Origin of the sequence: Daejeonella sp. (genome assembly GCF_036405355.1) — a bacterium.
GTDB lineage: Bacteria > Bacteroidota > Bacteroidia > Sphingobacteriales > Sphingobacteriaceae > Daejeonella.
The window spans coordinates 21,863-38,735 of record NZ_DASWXT010000007.1 but is presented as its reverse complement, the minus strand read 5'-3'; the positions used below and the strand labels follow the sequence as shown (position 1 = coordinate 38,735).

Here is a 16,873-nt window from a genome sequence, read left to right as displayed (position 1 = left end):
ATTTGTTCCCCTTTTTTAATTTTAAATAATGATAAAAATAATAAGCCTGCTTTTCATATTTATTCAGAGCGCTGCTTTTTCGCAGGATATGAAGGTACCGGACCGCTTTACTGATATCAGGGAGGCGGAACAGCATGCAGTTGTTCTGCGGAATAGCTCAGGAATAATTCCGTTGAAGCGCCTGGAAGGCCTTAAAATTGCAAGCCTGCATTTTGGCAATCAACATGCGGCAGTTTTTGACAGCATTGCCAATAAATACTGGACTGTTGAGGGTTTTGAAGCAGATACCATCCGCGAAGGTGAAGGTTTTAACCGCTTACATGACCGGCTAAAACTTCATAATCTCATCATTTTTGACCTTTCGGCAGAAACTAACTTTAGTAAGGAGCTTCTGGCATTTATTTCTGATGTGGAGAGCCAGACAAAAAGTATCATCATTTTAAGCGGAAGTGGGAAGAACCTGGATTTTCTGGCTAAGTTCAGATCAGCCATTATCTGGAACAAGCATGAAAGTGCTACCGTGGCTTCACTATCAGCCCAGCTGCTGTTCGGAGGCGCGTCTGCAACAAAGAAGCTGGATGAGGGCTATGGTCATCATTTTAAGAAGGGCTTTGGCTACACCACACAAAAAATCCGCCTGGGATATTCAGTACCCGAAGCAGTGTCATTGAACAGCAATTTTGTAAGCGGGATTGATTCGATTGTATATGCCGGTATCTCGGCCCATTCAGCCCCTGCAGTAGTCATACTGGTAGCGAAAGACGGGAAAGTGATCTTTAATAAAGCCTATGGCTCGCATACTTACAAGGGTGCTGCCTCAACCAAAGCAGATGATATCTTTGATATGGCTTCGGTTACCAAGGTGAGTGCCACAACACCTGCTATTATGCGTCTGTACGATAAAAAGATGATCAGCCTGGAAGATCCGATCAGCAGATATGTTGCTTTAACACGTACGATTCCGGATAAGAGCGATATCAAAATTAAGGAAGCCCTTCTTCATGAAGCAGGATACACTCCCTATATTAAGTTCTTCGAGTTATTAAAGCCGGGTGAAATGAGCAGGGATTCATCATCTTCCCATCCCACCAAAGTAGCCGATAATTATTTCCTGAGAGCCAATTATTTCAATGAAGTGATGTGGCCGGTTACCTTAAGATCATCTGGGGGAACCCGGGGTAAATTTGTTTACAGCGATGTGAGCATGTATATGCTGAAAGAGGTTGCTGAACAGCTTACTCATACCAGACTCAACGATTATGTATCGAATGAGTTCTACTCTCCACTGGGTATGCGATCAACAGGTTACCTTCCGAGAAACCGTTTCGACAGGTCGAGGATAGTGCCTACCACAGAAAATGATAACTGGTTCAGGGATATGCTGGTACAGGGTTATGTCAATGATCCCGGCGCGGCTATGGCAGGTGGAGTGGAGGGCCATGCCGGATTGTTTTCAAACGCCAATGACCTGGCCATTTACTTCCAGATGCTGCTGAATAAAGGCATGTATGGGGGGCAGAAATACTTTGAAGCCGGTACAGTCGATCTTTTTACCTCCCGGCAGTCAAAGGTCAGCGAGCGGGGATATGGTTTTGCGCGGGTAACAGAAAAGGAGCTGAATGCCAATAAAGGCTATCCTTCTGATAAGGCATTCGGACACAGTGGTTATACGGGAACCTATGTCTGGGCCGATCCGGTTTATAATCTGGTGTATATCTGTCTGACAAACCGGGTTTATCCTGATGACGGGAAGACTTTCGGGGTTTCGAAAGTGAATATCAGGGCGCAGGTGCTGGACAGGGTGTATCAGGAGATTCTGAAGAGCAGAGGGAATGCAACTAAGTAAAATATCTGCCTGGATTTCATGCTCTTGTTGGTGAGGATACCAGCAAAGTGAGTTAATGAGGTGTTTAACAGCTATATTAACCTGAGTTCGATATAGAATCTTGCGGGACTAATTAGATTGAATGGTTTTCTTTTGCTTTAGAAAGCAAGGTCTGTGATTCTTCGGTTGTGCAAGTCCCGTGTCTCCACTTGCTAGCGCACGCGTGTGATTCATTATTTAATTCCTGGAACGCGCGGCACGCACGCACCAGCAGACGGTCCTGATGCTGGGCTGTCGGTTCCGATGAAAAACGGTCCCGGGTAAAATAAACCTTGCCGGAGGAGGTATCTTCCGGCTATTCGTAATTGGATCTGGAACGTGATTTCTTGCAGGAAATACTCCGAAGGAAAGGACTGAACCAGCCTGTAACACACAGGTATTGATTTCTAAAATCAAATCATTGTAATTCCAGAGCATTATCTGACCAATGATAACTGTATTTTTTATCCCTCCTTATATCGAACCTGATATCTGAACGTGGCTTTGAGAAACAACCGCGTGAAGATCTGAACAAAAAATACCGCGAACACCAGCGCATGATCAGGCAACTAAAAGTCGAAGGGCCTTGCTTTTTAAGCAGTGCTGAAAGAAGTAAATGGGGTTCTTTTGAACAGAATCTGTGTTCATTGAATGAAGAATTGAACAGCGTAAAAAAGAACTCGTAATTTACTATCTCTGCCTTCGCCATTATTTGTCTGAACAAGCCAGAAATCACATCAGGGCAAACGGGATGAGCGCACAAGTTTTGCATTAATGTAATCTTGCAAAGCAGTTTTATACATCTGGCCCAGAGGAACTGAAATATTATCATGAAGCAGGATGTTAATCCCATTGACTGTTTTAATCTTTTCTGAATTCACTATAAAGGATTTATGGACCCGAAAAAACTTTTCGGGAGGGAGCGCTGCCTCCAGCTCCTTCATGGTTAAGTAAGTAACCAGTTTTTCTTTTTCAGTATATATGATCACGTAATTTTTGATGGATTCAACGTAAACAATATCCGTAAAATTAAGACGCGTGACCTTGCCTTTGATGTTCGCCTTTATGAAGATATGGTCGTTTGCCGGATTCTGGATATGCGCTCTTAGGTGCCCGCTTACTTTTTTTACTGAGTTTAAGAAGCGCTCGAAGGAAATAGGTTTTAACAGATAATCGACTGCATTTTTTTCAAATGCAGCCAATGCATGATTCGGAAAAGCTGTAGTAAAAATTACAGCAGTACGATCGCTGATCAATCCGGCGAGATCCAGTCCCGAGAGCTGGGGCATATCCACATCCAGAAATGTAATATCCGGATGAACAGAGGTATTGATCAGGTCAAGAGCCTCCAGTGGGTTAGTTGAAGAGCCTAATAATTCTAGTCCTGGAGCCTTATCTATATGCGATATCAAAGTTTCAATGGCGTGGGGCTCATCGTCAACAACATAGCAAGTAAACATAGTTTATTCATTTAGGGTTAATGTAAGTTTTAAAGCGTAGCTATTTTCTTTATCCTGTATATTAAAGGAGTAAATGCCGGGGTAATAGTTATCCAGTCGCTCCCTGAGGTTCCGGATACCGGTTCCATGACCATGTCCGCGTTGGTTAGTCCGCTTTTTGTTTTTCAGCTCTAGCTCCAGGCTGCCATCATGAATACTAATGCTGATAAGGGCAGGATTGTCAGGATCCTGCAAATCACCATATTGGAATACATTTTCGACTAGTGTAATCAGAGCGAGAGGAATAATTCTTAGGTTTTCAGGACTACCTTTTACAATAAAATCGACACAGAGTTTATTATTAAAGCGGGCCTGATTTAAGCGAAGATAATTGTGAATATGTTCAATTTCTTTTTCCAAAGGTACTTTATCGTCCTCATCAATACTTGTAAGTGCATAGCGCATCATATCAGAAAGGTTCATCACTGTTTCAGCTAGTTTTTCGGAGACCTTTACTGAGGTATTGTATATAAAATTTAGGGTATTGAATAGAAGATGGGGGTTAACCTGTGCCTGCAGGTAGGCATTGCGGGATTGGAGCAGATTCTTCTGCAAGTTTACTTTTTCGTTTTGTTCAATAAGTCTCTGGTTTTCAAGTTCACTGATTCTGCGATTTCGTTTATTGGTTTGCATTGCAAACCAATAGGCAGTGCTAAAACCCAAAATATAGAAGGTCCGCATCGCATTACTGAAAATAGATTTCTTAAATTCATCAACAGATTTTGGCATGAACTCATCACCCAGAACAAGGTAATTGACAGGGTATTTAATCATGACGAAGAGCGCTATCTCAGCCATTACAAGAAGGATAGTTATAAAAGCAGCTCTTTTAAATTTACGTGTAGAGTAATTAAAGAGAATATGGGCATTAAAATAAAATAGGATGATGTTTAAGGTATAATTCAGGGCATAGTTATTGAGATTGGCAACCCCTGTCATTAAGTATATATAGGTTATCTCATAGGTAATAAAAATTGACCATCCCAAAATGTGTTTTGAAGTATTATTCCAAAACCTCTTAGAATTCAGAACTAAATTTTCGTCCATTTAACTGCAATATACTAGTTCATCTACAGTAAATCTAGCCTGGTGTAATAAATTTTAACTTTCGAAAAGGTCTTTCTAACTTCTAAGACACTAAATAGTAAGTCATGAAAAAAAGAAAAAAATCGACAAAACTGATCAAATCGAAAAAGGTCTTTATATTCAAGAAGAATGAATCGACTAGTCCATGAAGCAGTGGAACTGTAGATACAACAACCATTACTACGACAACCGGCTTTTGAGATTTAGCATGGCAGGGTTCAGCCAGGCTCTGCCATGTTGAGGTTTAATTTCTTGTAACTGAGCTATATCTTTTTTTATTTATATATCAAACATTTCAATTTGAAAATGTTTTTAAATATTCGAAGCTTCCATTTCCTTCCATGCAGTAGTCTAACTGTGGCTTAGGCCAAATTTACGTTTGAATTTTTTGTTAATATTATTAATTAGAATTATTCTAAATAATGCTTTGATATTCATTTTCTGTTTTTATATTTGTCCCAATCTAGAACAAGTCTAAATAAAAACAAAAAATGAAATCTATAAAAATACCTGCCTTATCACTCCTGTTGGTACTTATAAATTTATTTAACCCTGGGATGAGTCTTGCACAAAGTAATCAATCAACTTTAAGAGGAAGGATTGTAACAGTCGATGGATCAGCAGCCGGATACGTAAATGTGGGATTAAAGGATATGAATAAGAGTACCATTACAGCCGAAGATGGTTCCTTCCTGATCCGGAACATTCAGCCTGGTAAGTATATCATCAAAGTCTCTTTTGTAGGCTTAAAGACCCAGGAGAAAGCAATAAGCCTTAGTGCCGGAGAAAATGCAGAGATCAATTTTACTCTGAGCGAGAACGCAGAGCGCTTAGCGGAAGTGGTTATCACTGCAGGCAGAAGCAATATGCAGGTACCGTCAATCGGTAAAGCTGGAATTAACCCGATGGATCTTCCCCAAAGCAGCAGTATAGTAAGCAGCCAGGTGATCAATGATCAGCAGGCTTCCAGGCTGAGCGATGTGATGAAGAATGTAAGTGGAGTAGCCATGGGTTCAAGCAGGGGTTCCACTTCTGAAAATTTCTTTGCCCGTGGCTATAGCCTGGGAAGTAATAATTATTTTAAAAATGGTTCAAGATATAATTCCGGGTCAATACCCGAGGTTAGTACCCTCGAGCAGGTTGAAGTCTTGAAAGGTAGTGCTGCAATGCTTTATGGGAATGTTAGTGGGGGAGCCATTGTGAACCTGGTTACCAAACGCCCTAAGTTTGAGTATGGTGGTGAGGTATCTATGCGTAGAGGAAGTTATAATTCATATAAACCGATCGGTGATATCTATGGTCCGATCTCCAAAAATCTGGCATTCAGAATGATTGGAACCTTTGAGAATAATGAAAGTTTCAGAAACAATGTAAAATCGGATAAATATTATTTCAACCCCTCATTATTATTTAAGGCAGGCAAGAAAACCGATATCCTTCTTCAGGGAGATTATTTGAAGTATAACCTTACTCCGGACTTTGGGGTTGGTTCATTAAATGGGCAGATCCCGACCAGTATTTCCAGATCAAGTTATTTTAATACCCCATGGGCTTTTAATAAGGCAGATCAGACCAATGTTTCGGCCACAATCGACCATAAACTTAATGATAACTGGAAGCTGAATGTGATTGGATCTTATCAATTATTTAACAGAGACTATTATTCAACAGAACGTATTCAGGCTGATGCGGTGGGCGACTGGAGTCGCGTATTAAACCGTTTGCAAACTGCTGAAGATTATTATTCTGCCCAGGCAAATCTAAGCGGTAAACTCAAAACAGGCAAAATCAGTCATCAGGTGCTTGTTGGGACTGATGTAGATAGTTACTTAAATACTAGTCACACATTTAATCTTAAGACAGCTTATGATAAGATCAATCTTCTGGATCCCAATAAATACAATGCCAGGACGGATATGCCTTTTGCTAAAGACTCACTGAGAACAGAAGCTCCAACATATCGTCTGGGTTATTATGCTCAGGACCTGATCAGTTTGTCGGAAAAGGTTAAGGTGATGGCAGGACTGAGATGGTCTTATCAAAAAACTCAGGTCTCTGATATTTTTAATTTGATTAGCGGAGCACAGACTAAGGGTACAGCTGCTGCTAAAGCGGATCATGCTTTTTCTCCAAAGTTTGGAATCGTTTATCAGCCTCTGAAGCAAATGGCAGTTTTCGCGAGCTATTCGAATAACTTCACGGTCAATTCGGGGATTGATGTCTTTGATCAGGCATTGAGCCCTTCAATTGTCGATCAGTTTGAACTCGGTTTGAAAAATGATTTCTTAAATGGCAGGTTATCTGCAAATTTTTCACTCTACAAGATCATCAATAATAATCTTGCACAGCAGGCACAGTACCTGCGTGATGGAATAACCGTTAATACCAATACCAATATCAAGGAGTTAACGGGGCAGACCACGAGTGATGGTGCGGAACTTGATATAAGTGGTACAATAGTTCCAGGATTGTATTTCATAAGTGGTTACAGCTTTAATTTCATGAGATATACTAAAACATCAGGATTAAAGGGCAGCTATATTGAAGGAGAGCGATTGGTAAGTAATCCGGCACATACTGCCAATGGTAGTTTGTTCTACACCTTAAGCTCTGGCAAACTTAAGGGTGTTAAATTGGGTGCATCAGCCTATTATATCGGTGAACGGAATGCGGGCTGGAATAATACCTATGGACAGACTCAGGTAGGCACCCGGCTTATTCCGATGTCAGGTTTTACAACCGTTGACCTTTCACTGGGTTATTCAATTAAGAAATTATCGCTTCTTGCTAAATTATCAAATGTCGGCAATGAGTTGAACTATTATGTGCATGAGAATTACAGTGTGAATCCGATCCCGCCACGCCAGTTCTTAACTACGCTTTCTTATAAATTTTAACTCCTTTCGGGGATAGGATATACCCAAAAAATCAATGAAACGACAAAAAACTGAAGCCAATTGGCCTAAACTGCGCAAATTTCTGAATGATATCCACCTTTGGATCGGATTACCGAGCGGTATCATTGTATTGCTGATATGTCTGAGTGGTACCATCTATGTATTTAATACAGAGATCAGAGAATTATCCAGTCCCGAACTTTATAAGGTCAGCCATGCTGCAGATGCCCAAAGGCTTTCACCAGAAGAACTGATCGTGGCTATAGGCCGTGAAACCGGTGGTAAGGTAATTAGTATTAAGATTCCAGCCGATCCTGAAAGAAGTTATGTGCTGACTGTCAGGAAAGCGGAAGAATCTAAGCCGGGAGAGAAAAAGGGTGAAAATGGAAATGAAGCAGTTAAGAGATCTGTCCCCGAAAGAGCTAAGGGAAAAGCCGGAGCAGGAGCTTCTGAAAAACCGGGACCTCCTCCCCGGGGAGTCCAGTATATGGTTGACCCCTATTCAGGAAAGATACTGGGAAGCAGCGCTGATAAAAACGCTGTTTCTGAGTTTATGCAAATGATGTTCAGTTTACATCGCTGGTTGTTACTCGACAGGATAGAAGAACCGCTTCTCGGAGAATTACCGAACCGGAAGCTGGGTAGCTATATTAGCGGAACCGCAACAATATTATTTACACTGGGGGTCATTACAGGTATCATCATTTGGTTCCCTCAAAAACTTAGAAACTGGAAACAGGGTCTGAAAATAAAATGGAATGCAAACTGGAAACGGGTGAATCATGATATTCATAACAGCCTTGGTTTTTACAGCTGTATATTTTTGTTTCTGATGGGTATTACCGGTCCGCAATGGTCTTTCGAATGGTATAGAACTGGTTTGAGGAAGTCGCTGGGAACCTACCAGTCTGAAGATGCTCCGAAACCCAAAAGTCCGAAATCAGATATTACAGCCAGGAATGGAGCAAAATCAGTATTGCTTAAAGATTATATTAAATCAGCTAATAATGTTCTTGATTATCAGGGTGATCTGACTATCAGCATTCCAGCTGACTCAGCAGATGCAGTACTTGTTAATAAAACCAAAACAGGATTTTTTGCTCCTGTAGCAGCAGATAAGATCTATCTTGACCAATACACCTCAACACCAGTCAGATCAGAGATCTTTTCAGAAAAACCATTTAATGAACGGGTTTCAAGTTCCATAAAGGCTTTGCATGTTGGTGATGTCTATGGTAAGTTCTCCAAGATTATTTATTTTCTGGCCTGTTTAATTGCAACAAGTTTACCGGTAACGGGTACACTGATCTGGATCAATAAGATGAAAAAGGGATAATTGATCAAATTAAAATCCTGGCCGGGTTCATTTTTGGAATGATACGGCCAGGAATACTATTAAATCCCTGTTTTTTTCTTCTATACCCCGCTTCTCACATCTCCTGCCTCATATCTCATATCTCCTTCCTATCTTTGCAGGATGCGTTTCGATATCATTACCGTATTACCCGACCTGCTTGTAAGTCCTTTTGCCCATTCTATTTTACAAAGGGCTCAAAAAAAGGGACTTGCCGAGATTCACGTGCATAATCTTCGTGATTATTCAAACAACAAGCAAAAGTCGGTTGACGATTACCAGTACGGTGGTGGCAGTGGAATGGTGATGAGTATTGAGCCCTTTGCAAACTGCATTGAAAAGCTGAGATCAGAACGTGATTATGATGAGATCATTTTTATGACACCCGATGGTGAGACGCTCAATCAGAGTATGGCCAATGAACTTTCTGATAAAAAAAATGTAATTATTCTGGCTGGACATTACAAAGGCATAGACCAGAGGATAAGAGATATTTTTGTGACCAGGGAAATTTCAATCGGGGATTATGTTCTTTCGGGAGGTGAATTACCTGCTGCAGTTTTAGTGGACAGCATTGTAAGGTTATTGCCAGGCGTTTTGAACGATGAAACATCGGCTTTATCTGATTCCTTTCAGGGAGAGTTGCTTGACGCACCGGTCTATACCCGTCCGGCCGACTGGCAGGGGCATAAGGTGCCTGATATTCTATTAAGCGGACATGAGGCGGCCATTAATGAATGGAGGCATGAGCAGGCTCTGGAGCGCACTAAAAAGCGCCGTCCTGATTTGCTGGAATAAAATGTGCTTTTATACTCTTTGAAAGGTGTCGTCGGATAAATAAAAATGGAAAAATATCAGAACAAACTTTTTTAAGTAAAAAATTTTTCCTAATATTGCAGTCCGATTTTTACGGGCTAAAAATCGACTTTAAGAGCTTAAAATCATGGATTTAGTAAAATTTGTTGAAGAGCAGGCAGCAGTTAAAAAGCAAGTTCCTGCATTCAAAGCTGGTGATACAGTTAGTGTTCACTATAAAATTCGCGAAGGAAATAAAGAACGTATCCAGATCTATCAGGGTGTTGTTATCCAGCGTAATAGTGTGGGTGTGAACGAGACTTTTACTGTGCGTAAAATGTCAAACGGAGTGGGTGTAGAGCGTATCTTCCCTGTTAATTCCCCTAACATCGATAAAATTGACGTAAACAGTCATGGAAAAGTTCGCAGAGCGAAATTGTTCTATCTGCGTGAACTTACCGGTAAGGCTGCTCGTATCAAGTCTAAAAGAGTGTAATTTTTTTATAGGTTTATTGCCTCCCGGATCATCTCCGGGAGGCTTTTTTGTTTGTAAGCTTTTTTGAATGCTATAAAAAGGGCGAATATTAATTATATCCCGCTTTATTCTATTATTTTTAAATGGAATGAGATATCAATTAACTCATTCTCTCATTTGCTAATTTATATATCATGAATACCGAGTTTCTTGAACAAATATTTTTTGGAAACAGCCTCAGAAACTATCTGTATTTTTCTGCTATCCTGCTTTTTGGATTATTATTTAAACGGGTTTTCTCAAGATTATTGAACAGAATGATGTTCATGTTATTCAAGAGGATTGAGCCTGATACAGAGCCTAAGGTATTTATTGGAATGCTTTTAAAGCCTGTTGAGTTCCTCATTATACTTGTTATTATATATCTATCTGTCAATCAGTTAGATTACCCATTAAATGAGGTAATATTCAGCAGGACAAATCTCATTAATAATGTCCCCAATCTTTATGAGTTAAAAGTCGTACAGGTAGTTGATAAGCTGTTCTTATTACTTTTTATTATCTCAGCTTTCTGGATCCTGTTAAGAATTATTGATTTTGTTGCTCATGTTTTTAAGTATAAGGCTTCATTAACTTTATCTAAATCGGATGATCAGATGGTCCCTTTTATTAAGGAACTTTCGAAAATTGTAACAGTCATTTTTGCTTTTTTTGTAGTGCTGGGCTCTGTGTTTAACCTGAATGTGGCAACAATCATAGCCGGTCTCGGTATTGGAGGTATTGCGGTGGCTCTGGCCGCACAGGATAGTCTTCAGAATCTTCTTGGATCATTTACCATCTTTGCCGACAAGCCTTTTCTTGTTGGCGACCTGGTCAGGATCGATAAGTTTGAAGGAACAGTTGAGAAGGTTGGATTCAGAAGTACAGTGATTCGAACTCTGGATAAAACTCTGGTCATTATTCCGAATAAGAAAATGGTCGATAGTCCACTCGAAAATTTAAGTCTTCGGAATCTTCGGCGAATGAAATTCAATATCGGACTCAGATACGATACCTCTGCTGAAGTGATGAGAAAGATTTCGGAAGAGGTGCAAAAAGTTGTAAATGATCATCCTGCAACCAGTGATGATACCCTAGTTACCTTCGATTCTTTTGGCGATTCTTCTTTGAACATACAGGTACTCTATTTTATTCAAATAGTTGATTACAACGAATATATGCGCATTCGTCAGGATTTAAACTATAAGATCATGGCAATTGTGGCGGAGAATGGAGCTGATTTTGCATTTCCCTCACAAACTGTTTTTCACGAATATGTTGGCGAAAAACCTGCTGGTGGAGCCGGAATAGTTTAATATATCCTTTGTGATCTGGTTATGTGTATATCCGGCTTTAATAGCAGTTTCTAATGTTCTTAAACCCGATTGTAGCGTATACCGGCCTGTGGTTAAGGCCTGCGGAGTATGAGCGGAAAGCGGGGCTTTCTTTCAAATATGCAGAACTTATCTTTTCTACTAATACAGAACTTAATTACTCCACAGAAATGCATCTAAACTCATTTTATTTTATAAAATTAATGAAATAAAAAAACCGGCCTGAATAAGACCGGTTTCCTGTTTTTTTAATAAAACTAGTTCTTTTTCTCAGGTGCTTTGGTATCTTTTTCTGATGTTTTAGATTTGCAACAGCTCATTTTACAATCCTTACCACACATTCTGCTTTCTTTTTTATCTGCCGTTTTTTTGTCTTGTTTTGGCTGGTCCTGAGCACTTAGAGATAATGTTCCTGCAAGGAATGCGATTGCTAAAAATCCTGACAACTTTTTCATGTTTATATTGGTTAATTTATTTCTTTAAATGAGCCAGAACGGTGATTCCGCCTTTTACTACTTCTCCCAATCCGACTTTTATTTCTGTTCCCAAAGGTAAGAAAACGTCAACTCTTGAACCAAATTTTATAAAGCCGAACTCCTCTCCCTGTTCTGCCTGCTGACCTTCTTTTGAATAGCATACAATTCTTCTTGCCAGTGCTCCTGCTATTTGACGGAACAAAACGGATACTCCCTGACTATTTTCAATAACTACCGTTGTACGTTCATTTTCTGTAGATGATTTAGGATGCCATGCTACCAGAAATTTTCCGGGATGATACTTGAAATATTTTACGATTCCGGAAATTGGATTTCTGTTAACATGAACATTTATTGGCGACATAAATACAGATACCTGAATTCTTCTGTCTTTTAAATATTCAGTTTCTTCTGTTTCCTCAATGACGACCACCTTGCCATCGGCTGGACAAATTACATGGTTATCATTCTTTAAAACCTCAATATAAGGGTTTCTAAAGAATTGAAGAATAATAATAAACAAGGCAAAAGAAAGGATGTAAATTATCCAGCGGAACCATAAGGTTTCGGGAAGGAGAAAATTAATAACAGCATTTAAGACGAATATAAATAGAATACAAAGTGCTATGGATGTATAGCCTTCTTTGTGAATAGTCATTTTTTTATAGCTCATTTCGTTGCGAAATTACGATTTTAGATTTAAAGGGGCTAAGTGACTTATTTAATTTTCGTAGTTGATACTGCTCTGTAAATATCATTGAGGTTTCTTCCCAGGCCATTGTAATCAAGCCCGAATCCAACCACAAAGTCATCGGGTATTTCAAAACCTACATAACAAATTTCATCAAACTTTGTTTTCAATGATTTAGGCTTCATTAGCAGGGTACATACATTGATGGAAGCTGGTTTCTCTTTGTAGATCATGTCCAGCAAATATCGAAGGGTTTTTCCGCTATCAACGATATCTTCCACCAGTATTACATCTCTGTCTTTCAATGACATTTGCAGGCCAAGTTCTTCTTTAATTTTACCGCTGCTTTTGTCACCCTTATAGGATGATACTTTTACAAATGTAACCTCAGAGGCAATGTTGATCTCTTTCATCAGATCAGCGAGGAAGATGAAGCTCCCATTTAATACGCCAACAAATACCGGTGTCCGGTTTTCGAAATCTACATTTAACTGGATACCCAATAAACGGATTCGCTTTTCGATCTGATCCAATTCCAGCATCAGTTCAAAGTTCTTCTCATCAATTTCTATCCTCATGGTATAAATTTAGATATAAGGGTTCTATTATTGATTTTTATTTTTTGAATCCCGCTCACTTTTTCGCTGCTCCCTTCTTTCTTTCCGGCTTGGAGTATTTATTACACTTGTGTCTTTGGGTGTTATTTTTAACTTATCAAGTTCTTTAACATGAACCGTATCCGGCCTTCTCCTGCCAAAAATCTCCTGCAGAAATGTATCCTTATCCTCTGACACATCGTCAATCAGAAGACTGTCGACAATTAGAGAGTCATTAAGGGGTATTCCTGATCTCAGACTTTCCTTCAGCCTGACATTCCAGAAGCCATAACCGGTGCTGTCCGCTGCAGTCAGGCCACGTCTGGCCATTATTCCTCCAATAAAATTGAAATAAGATGAAAGTCCTGACCTCAAGCTGCCGTCTCCTTCAAACCTGTAAAGTCCTGATTTTGGTCTTGGAACAATGCTTGCCAGGAAAATTCCCTCACCAAGGCTGAGTTCTGAAGGGTGTTTATCAAAATAGTACCTGGATGCTTCCCCAATCCCATATACATTCCTTCCCCACTCGATCAGATTAAGATAGGTTTCAAACATTCGCTGCTTAGAAGTAAGCCCCCCACTTTCCATAATCCAGACGATCAGGATCTCCTCAATCTTTCTGGCCAGGGTTTTTTGCCGGTTCAGGTAAACATTCTTTGCAAGCTGCATAGAGATTGTACTTCCTCCTCTTTTGAAAGCTTTTGCTTTAAAATTAGTTATTATGGAACTTCGTATGGATGCTTCCACAAAGCCATTATGACTAAAAAATGAGGGGTCTTCTGCTGTGAGTAGGGCATTCTTTAAATTGGGACTGATCTGATCAATCGGTACAAAATTCGGGTTCTCCGGTCCGATAATTATATCCCGCATTGGTTTCCCGTACTCATATGGGGTATAAACGAAGGTACTGTTGATCTTTTGGAGATTGGTTTTACCCCATTTTAGAACCTTGAATCCCTCATTTCTCAATCTTGAATTAAAAATTACACTATCCGGGTTATCGGAATCAAGGTGAAAATCGAGGTCGTATTGCAGTTTCCCGCTAACCTGAATTCCTTCAAGTGATTCGAAGAGACCTTTAGGAAAGGAATTCATTAACTCCTGAGCATCAAGCTCTTCGGTATGAAGTTTCAGCTCATAAATTTTTGATGGGCTGAGCGTATATTTTATGAAGGGATGTATCTGAATATTTTTGAGATGGATCGTAGAAGTGCTGTCAATTGCAACAAAGTTCTTCCCAAACACCATGTCTGCATCAAGAGAGGCATCAGGAACAATAATGTCATTCCCCGCAATCCTTGAATGATTGACCAGTAGGTTTTTAACCCTCCAGGATCCGTTCACCTCCAGCTGACTTCCGCTTCGGTTAACTCCTCTCATCTCAGTCATTGCAGTATCGAAGTTCAGTTTGAGACCGAATCTTTTCTCGAGATAAGGTAGTTCTACTTTTTTATTATCAGCGAAAAGCCTCAGATCAAGTTGTTTATCTCCTGGTTCTACGGTTCCTTCGACATGCCAGACCGACTCATTTCCATTGATCAATATAGTTGAATTTACATCACCATCATCAATAGTTGCACTTCGGGTGAATAAACTGACCGCACCCGAATCATCCTTGAATTTGATCTCAAAACGCCTGATATCCATGTCATCAGGGATTTTATACAATAGTTGGTTGATCAGGCTGTTCGCAAGTCTGCCCAAATCCATTTCAGTTTTCTCTTCCGGTTCATCTGTTTTCTTTTTCCGGAAAAGAAAATCATAATTACTCAGCGAATCTCTTTTTACCAGATTGATCATTCCCCTGTCGAGTTTGATTTCCGAAAGTTTGATATCTCCAAAGATTAAAGGAATTAACTTAACACCTACCCGGAAGTTTAGAATCCGGGCAAGGCTATCCCGGCCACGGGGAACCACAGTAATATTCTTAAAACTCACGCTGCTTAAACCAACGAAACCAGCACTTTCTATTTTAAGTTCCAGATCGTACTCTTTATCAGCCTTTCGGATTGCCTTTTTGATTGCAGTGCTGAGTAATGCTTCTCGTTTTGTGTAAGCAATGGCACCTCCGATCAATACCAGTATCAGAAGGCTGATTGATACATAACGGATAATATTATACTGTTTTTTGGATATTTTCATGGGTTGAATTCTCCACTAAATTGAAAGATAAGGTATTTAAATTTGAAACACCGGGATTACAGGTCAGTTCACTGTAAAAACCGCAAACCTATAGCAATAAGCCTTCCACTTTTAGTAGATTTGCGATAAACTTAGTAAAAATATTTTCTCCTTTATATTCAAAAATGATCACACAGGAACAGGTATATAATGCATTGCGTCATGTTGAGGATCCGGATCTTAAAAAAGATCTGGTTAGTCTGAATATGATTGAAGATCTAAAAATAGACGGAAATAAGCTCAGCTTTTCGGTAGTTCTGACCACCCCGGCTTGTCCGATGAAAGCCATGCTTGAAAATGCCTGTAAGAATGCAATCCGGCATTTTGTGAGTAAGGATGTTGAATTGTCTATTAATATGACCTCCAGGGTAACCAGCCGGCCTGACAGAACCCTGGCAGGTATTAAAAATATCATTGTTGTTGCATCGGGTAAGGGGGGTGTAGGAAAATCAACAGTAGCGGTCAATCTGGCTCTGGGTTTAGCAAAGAAAGGCGCCAGTGTCGGACTTATTGATGCAGATATTTATGGGCCCTCTGTTCCGATCATGTTTGGCGTAGAAGACGCCCGTCCAAAAGCATCCCAAAATGCAGCAGGGCAAACAAGGATTGAACCCATTGAAAAATATGGAATAAAATTATTGTCGATAGGATTCTTTACTGATCCTAATCAGCCTGTGCCCTGGCGCGGACCGATGGTATCAACGGCTGTAAAGCAATTGTTTAATGATGCCGACTGGGGTGAACTGGATTATCTGGTTGTTGATCTTCCACCGGGTACCGGTGATATTCATATTACCGTTTCTCAGGGGTTCCCGATCACAGGAGCGGTGATTGTAACTACCCCTCAGAATGTGGCACTTGCTGATGCGCGTAAGGGTGTTGGAATGTTCCTGATGGATTCTATTAAGATTCCATTGATCGGTGTGGTTGAAAATATGTCTTATTTCACGCCCGCAGAATTACCGGAGAACAAGTACTATATATTTGGAAAAAATGGTGGAAAGGCGCTTGCAGAACAGTTTAATGCACCTTTTTTGGGAGAAATACCTTTGGTAAAGAGTATCAGTGATGCGGGAGATGTTGGAAAACCGGTTATTCTCGAAGATGATAATATTCTGGGTCCCGTATTTATGCAGATCGCAGAAAGGGTAGCTCAGCAGGTAGCTATTCTGAATGCTGCCAAATAGTATTTTTTATTTTTTTTGTATCTTTATATAAATACTATATCATGGATTTGTTGAAAAGAGTTGAAATTGCATTAGACACTATCCGACCGTATCTTGAAACAGATGGCGGGAACGTATCAATTGAGGAAATAACTCCTGAAAATATTGTGCGCTTGCGTCTTTTAGGTTCATGCGGCTCTTGCCCGATGAGTATTATGACACTTAAGGCGGGAATTGAGCAGGCAATTAAACGGGCAGTTCCTGAAATTACAGGTGTTGAAGCAGTGAACCTGACAGACATTGATGATCCTGCTGCTGTTTTACCCGAAAGGCTACAATGATAAGAGGTTCCTTTCTGTAAAGATTATATGATTTAACATAATTTAACACCACTGAGGTGCGATTTTATTAACTTTGAAC

General features: G+C 40.0%; 14 protein-coding genes. 8 read left to right on the top strand and 6 right to left on the bottom strand.

Features of this window, described 5'->3' with window-relative positions; all coding sequences use genetic code 11:
- Positions 1–28 precede the first annotated feature (28 nt).
- On the top strand, positions 29–1,846 hold the full coding sequence (locus VGE44_RS00985; protein ID WP_331075900.1) for a serine hydrolase domain-containing protein: 1,818 nt from the start codon (positions 29–31) through the stop codon (positions 1,844–1,846).
- Positions 1,847–2,601: 755 nt separating this feature from the next.
- Here VGE44_RS00985 and VGE44_RS00980 read toward each other — a convergent pair.
- Positions 2,602–3,324, bottom strand: coding sequence for a LytTR family DNA-binding domain-containing protein (locus VGE44_RS00980; RefSeq protein WP_331075899.1), 723 nt, complete (start codon positions 3,322–3,324; stop codon positions 2,602–2,604).
- Positions 3,325–3,327: 3 nt separating this feature from the next.
- Entirely contained in the window at positions 3,328–4,410 is a 1,083-nt protein-coding gene (locus tag VGE44_RS00975) for a sensor histidine kinase (RefSeq protein ID WP_331075898.1), read from the bottom strand.
- 530 nt (positions 4,411–4,940) lie between these two features.
- On the opposite strand from VGE44_RS00975, the gene VGE44_RS00970 reads away from it, so the two are divergent.
- The 5 genes from VGE44_RS00970 (at position 4,941) to VGE44_RS00950 (ending at position 11,325) form a co-directional block, all read left to right on the top strand.
- Positions 4,941–7,346, top strand: a complete 2,406-nt coding sequence (locus tag VGE44_RS00970) for a TonB-dependent receptor (protein WP_331075897.1) — start codon at positions 4,941–4,943, stop codon at positions 7,344–7,346.
- A gap of 34 nt (positions 7,347–7,380) precedes the next feature.
- Positions 7,381–8,682 (top strand): PepSY-associated TM helix domain-containing protein, encoded by a 1,302-nt coding sequence (locus VGE44_RS00965; protein WP_331075896.1) that lies wholly within the window; start codon positions 7,381–7,383, stop codon positions 8,680–8,682.
- A gap of 141 nt (positions 8,683–8,823) precedes the next feature.
- Positions 8,824–9,498, top strand: coding sequence for a tRNA (guanosine(37)-N1)-methyltransferase TrmD (gene trmD / locus VGE44_RS00960; protein ID WP_331075895.1), 675 nt, complete (start codon positions 8,824–8,826; stop codon positions 9,496–9,498).
- A 145-nt stretch (positions 9,499–9,643) separates the two neighbouring features.
- Complete coding sequence (rplS, locus tag VGE44_RS00955; RefSeq protein WP_349256851.1) at positions 9,644–9,991, top strand: 50S ribosomal protein L19; 348 nt, start codon at positions 9,644–9,646, stop codon at positions 9,989–9,991.
- Positions 9,992–10,164: 173 nt separating this feature from the next.
- Entirely contained in the window at positions 10,165–11,325 is a 1,161-nt protein-coding gene (locus VGE44_RS00950; protein ID WP_331075894.1) for a mechanosensitive ion channel family protein, read from the top strand.
- 275 nt (positions 11,326–11,600) lie between these two features.
- Here VGE44_RS00950 and VGE44_RS00945 read toward each other — a convergent pair whose 3' ends face one another.
- The 4 genes from VGE44_RS00945 to VGE44_RS00930 are packed head-to-tail and all read right to left on the bottom strand — an operon-like array spanning position 11,601 to position 15,248.
- Entirely contained in the window at positions 11,601–11,798 is a 198-nt protein-coding gene (locus VGE44_RS00945; RefSeq protein WP_331075893.1) for a hypothetical protein, read from the bottom strand.
- Positions 11,799–11,814: 16 nt separating this feature from the next.
- A complete protein-coding gene (locus tag VGE44_RS00940; protein ID WP_331075916.1) occupies positions 11,815–12,477 on the bottom strand; it encodes a phosphatidylserine decarboxylase family protein in 663 nt (220 codons plus the stop codon).
- 59 nt (positions 12,478–12,536) lie between these two features.
- Positions 12,537–13,088 carry a hypoxanthine phosphoribosyltransferase gene (gene hpt / locus VGE44_RS00935; protein WP_331075892.1) on the bottom strand — a complete coding sequence of 184 codons (552 nt, stop codon included), beginning with the start codon at positions 13,086–13,088 and terminating at the stop codon, positions 12,537–12,539.
- A 27-nt stretch (positions 13,089–13,115) separates the two neighbouring features.
- Positions 13,116–15,248, bottom strand: coding sequence for a transglycosylase domain-containing protein (locus tag VGE44_RS00930; protein ID WP_331075891.1), 2,133 nt, complete (start codon positions 15,246–15,248; stop codon positions 13,116–13,118).
- A 164-nt stretch (positions 15,249–15,412) separates the two neighbouring features.
- On the opposite strand from VGE44_RS00930, the gene VGE44_RS00925 reads away from it, so the two are divergent.
- Positions 15,413–16,474, top strand: coding sequence for an Mrp/NBP35 family ATP-binding protein (locus VGE44_RS00925; RefSeq protein WP_324485026.1), 1,062 nt, complete (start codon positions 15,413–15,415; stop codon positions 16,472–16,474).
- A gap of 41 nt (positions 16,475–16,515) precedes the next feature.
- A complete protein-coding gene (locus VGE44_RS00920; RefSeq protein ID WP_324485028.1) occupies positions 16,516–16,794 on the top strand; it encodes a NifU family protein in 279 nt (92 codons plus the stop codon).
- Positions 16,795–16,873: the final 79 nt, after the last annotated feature.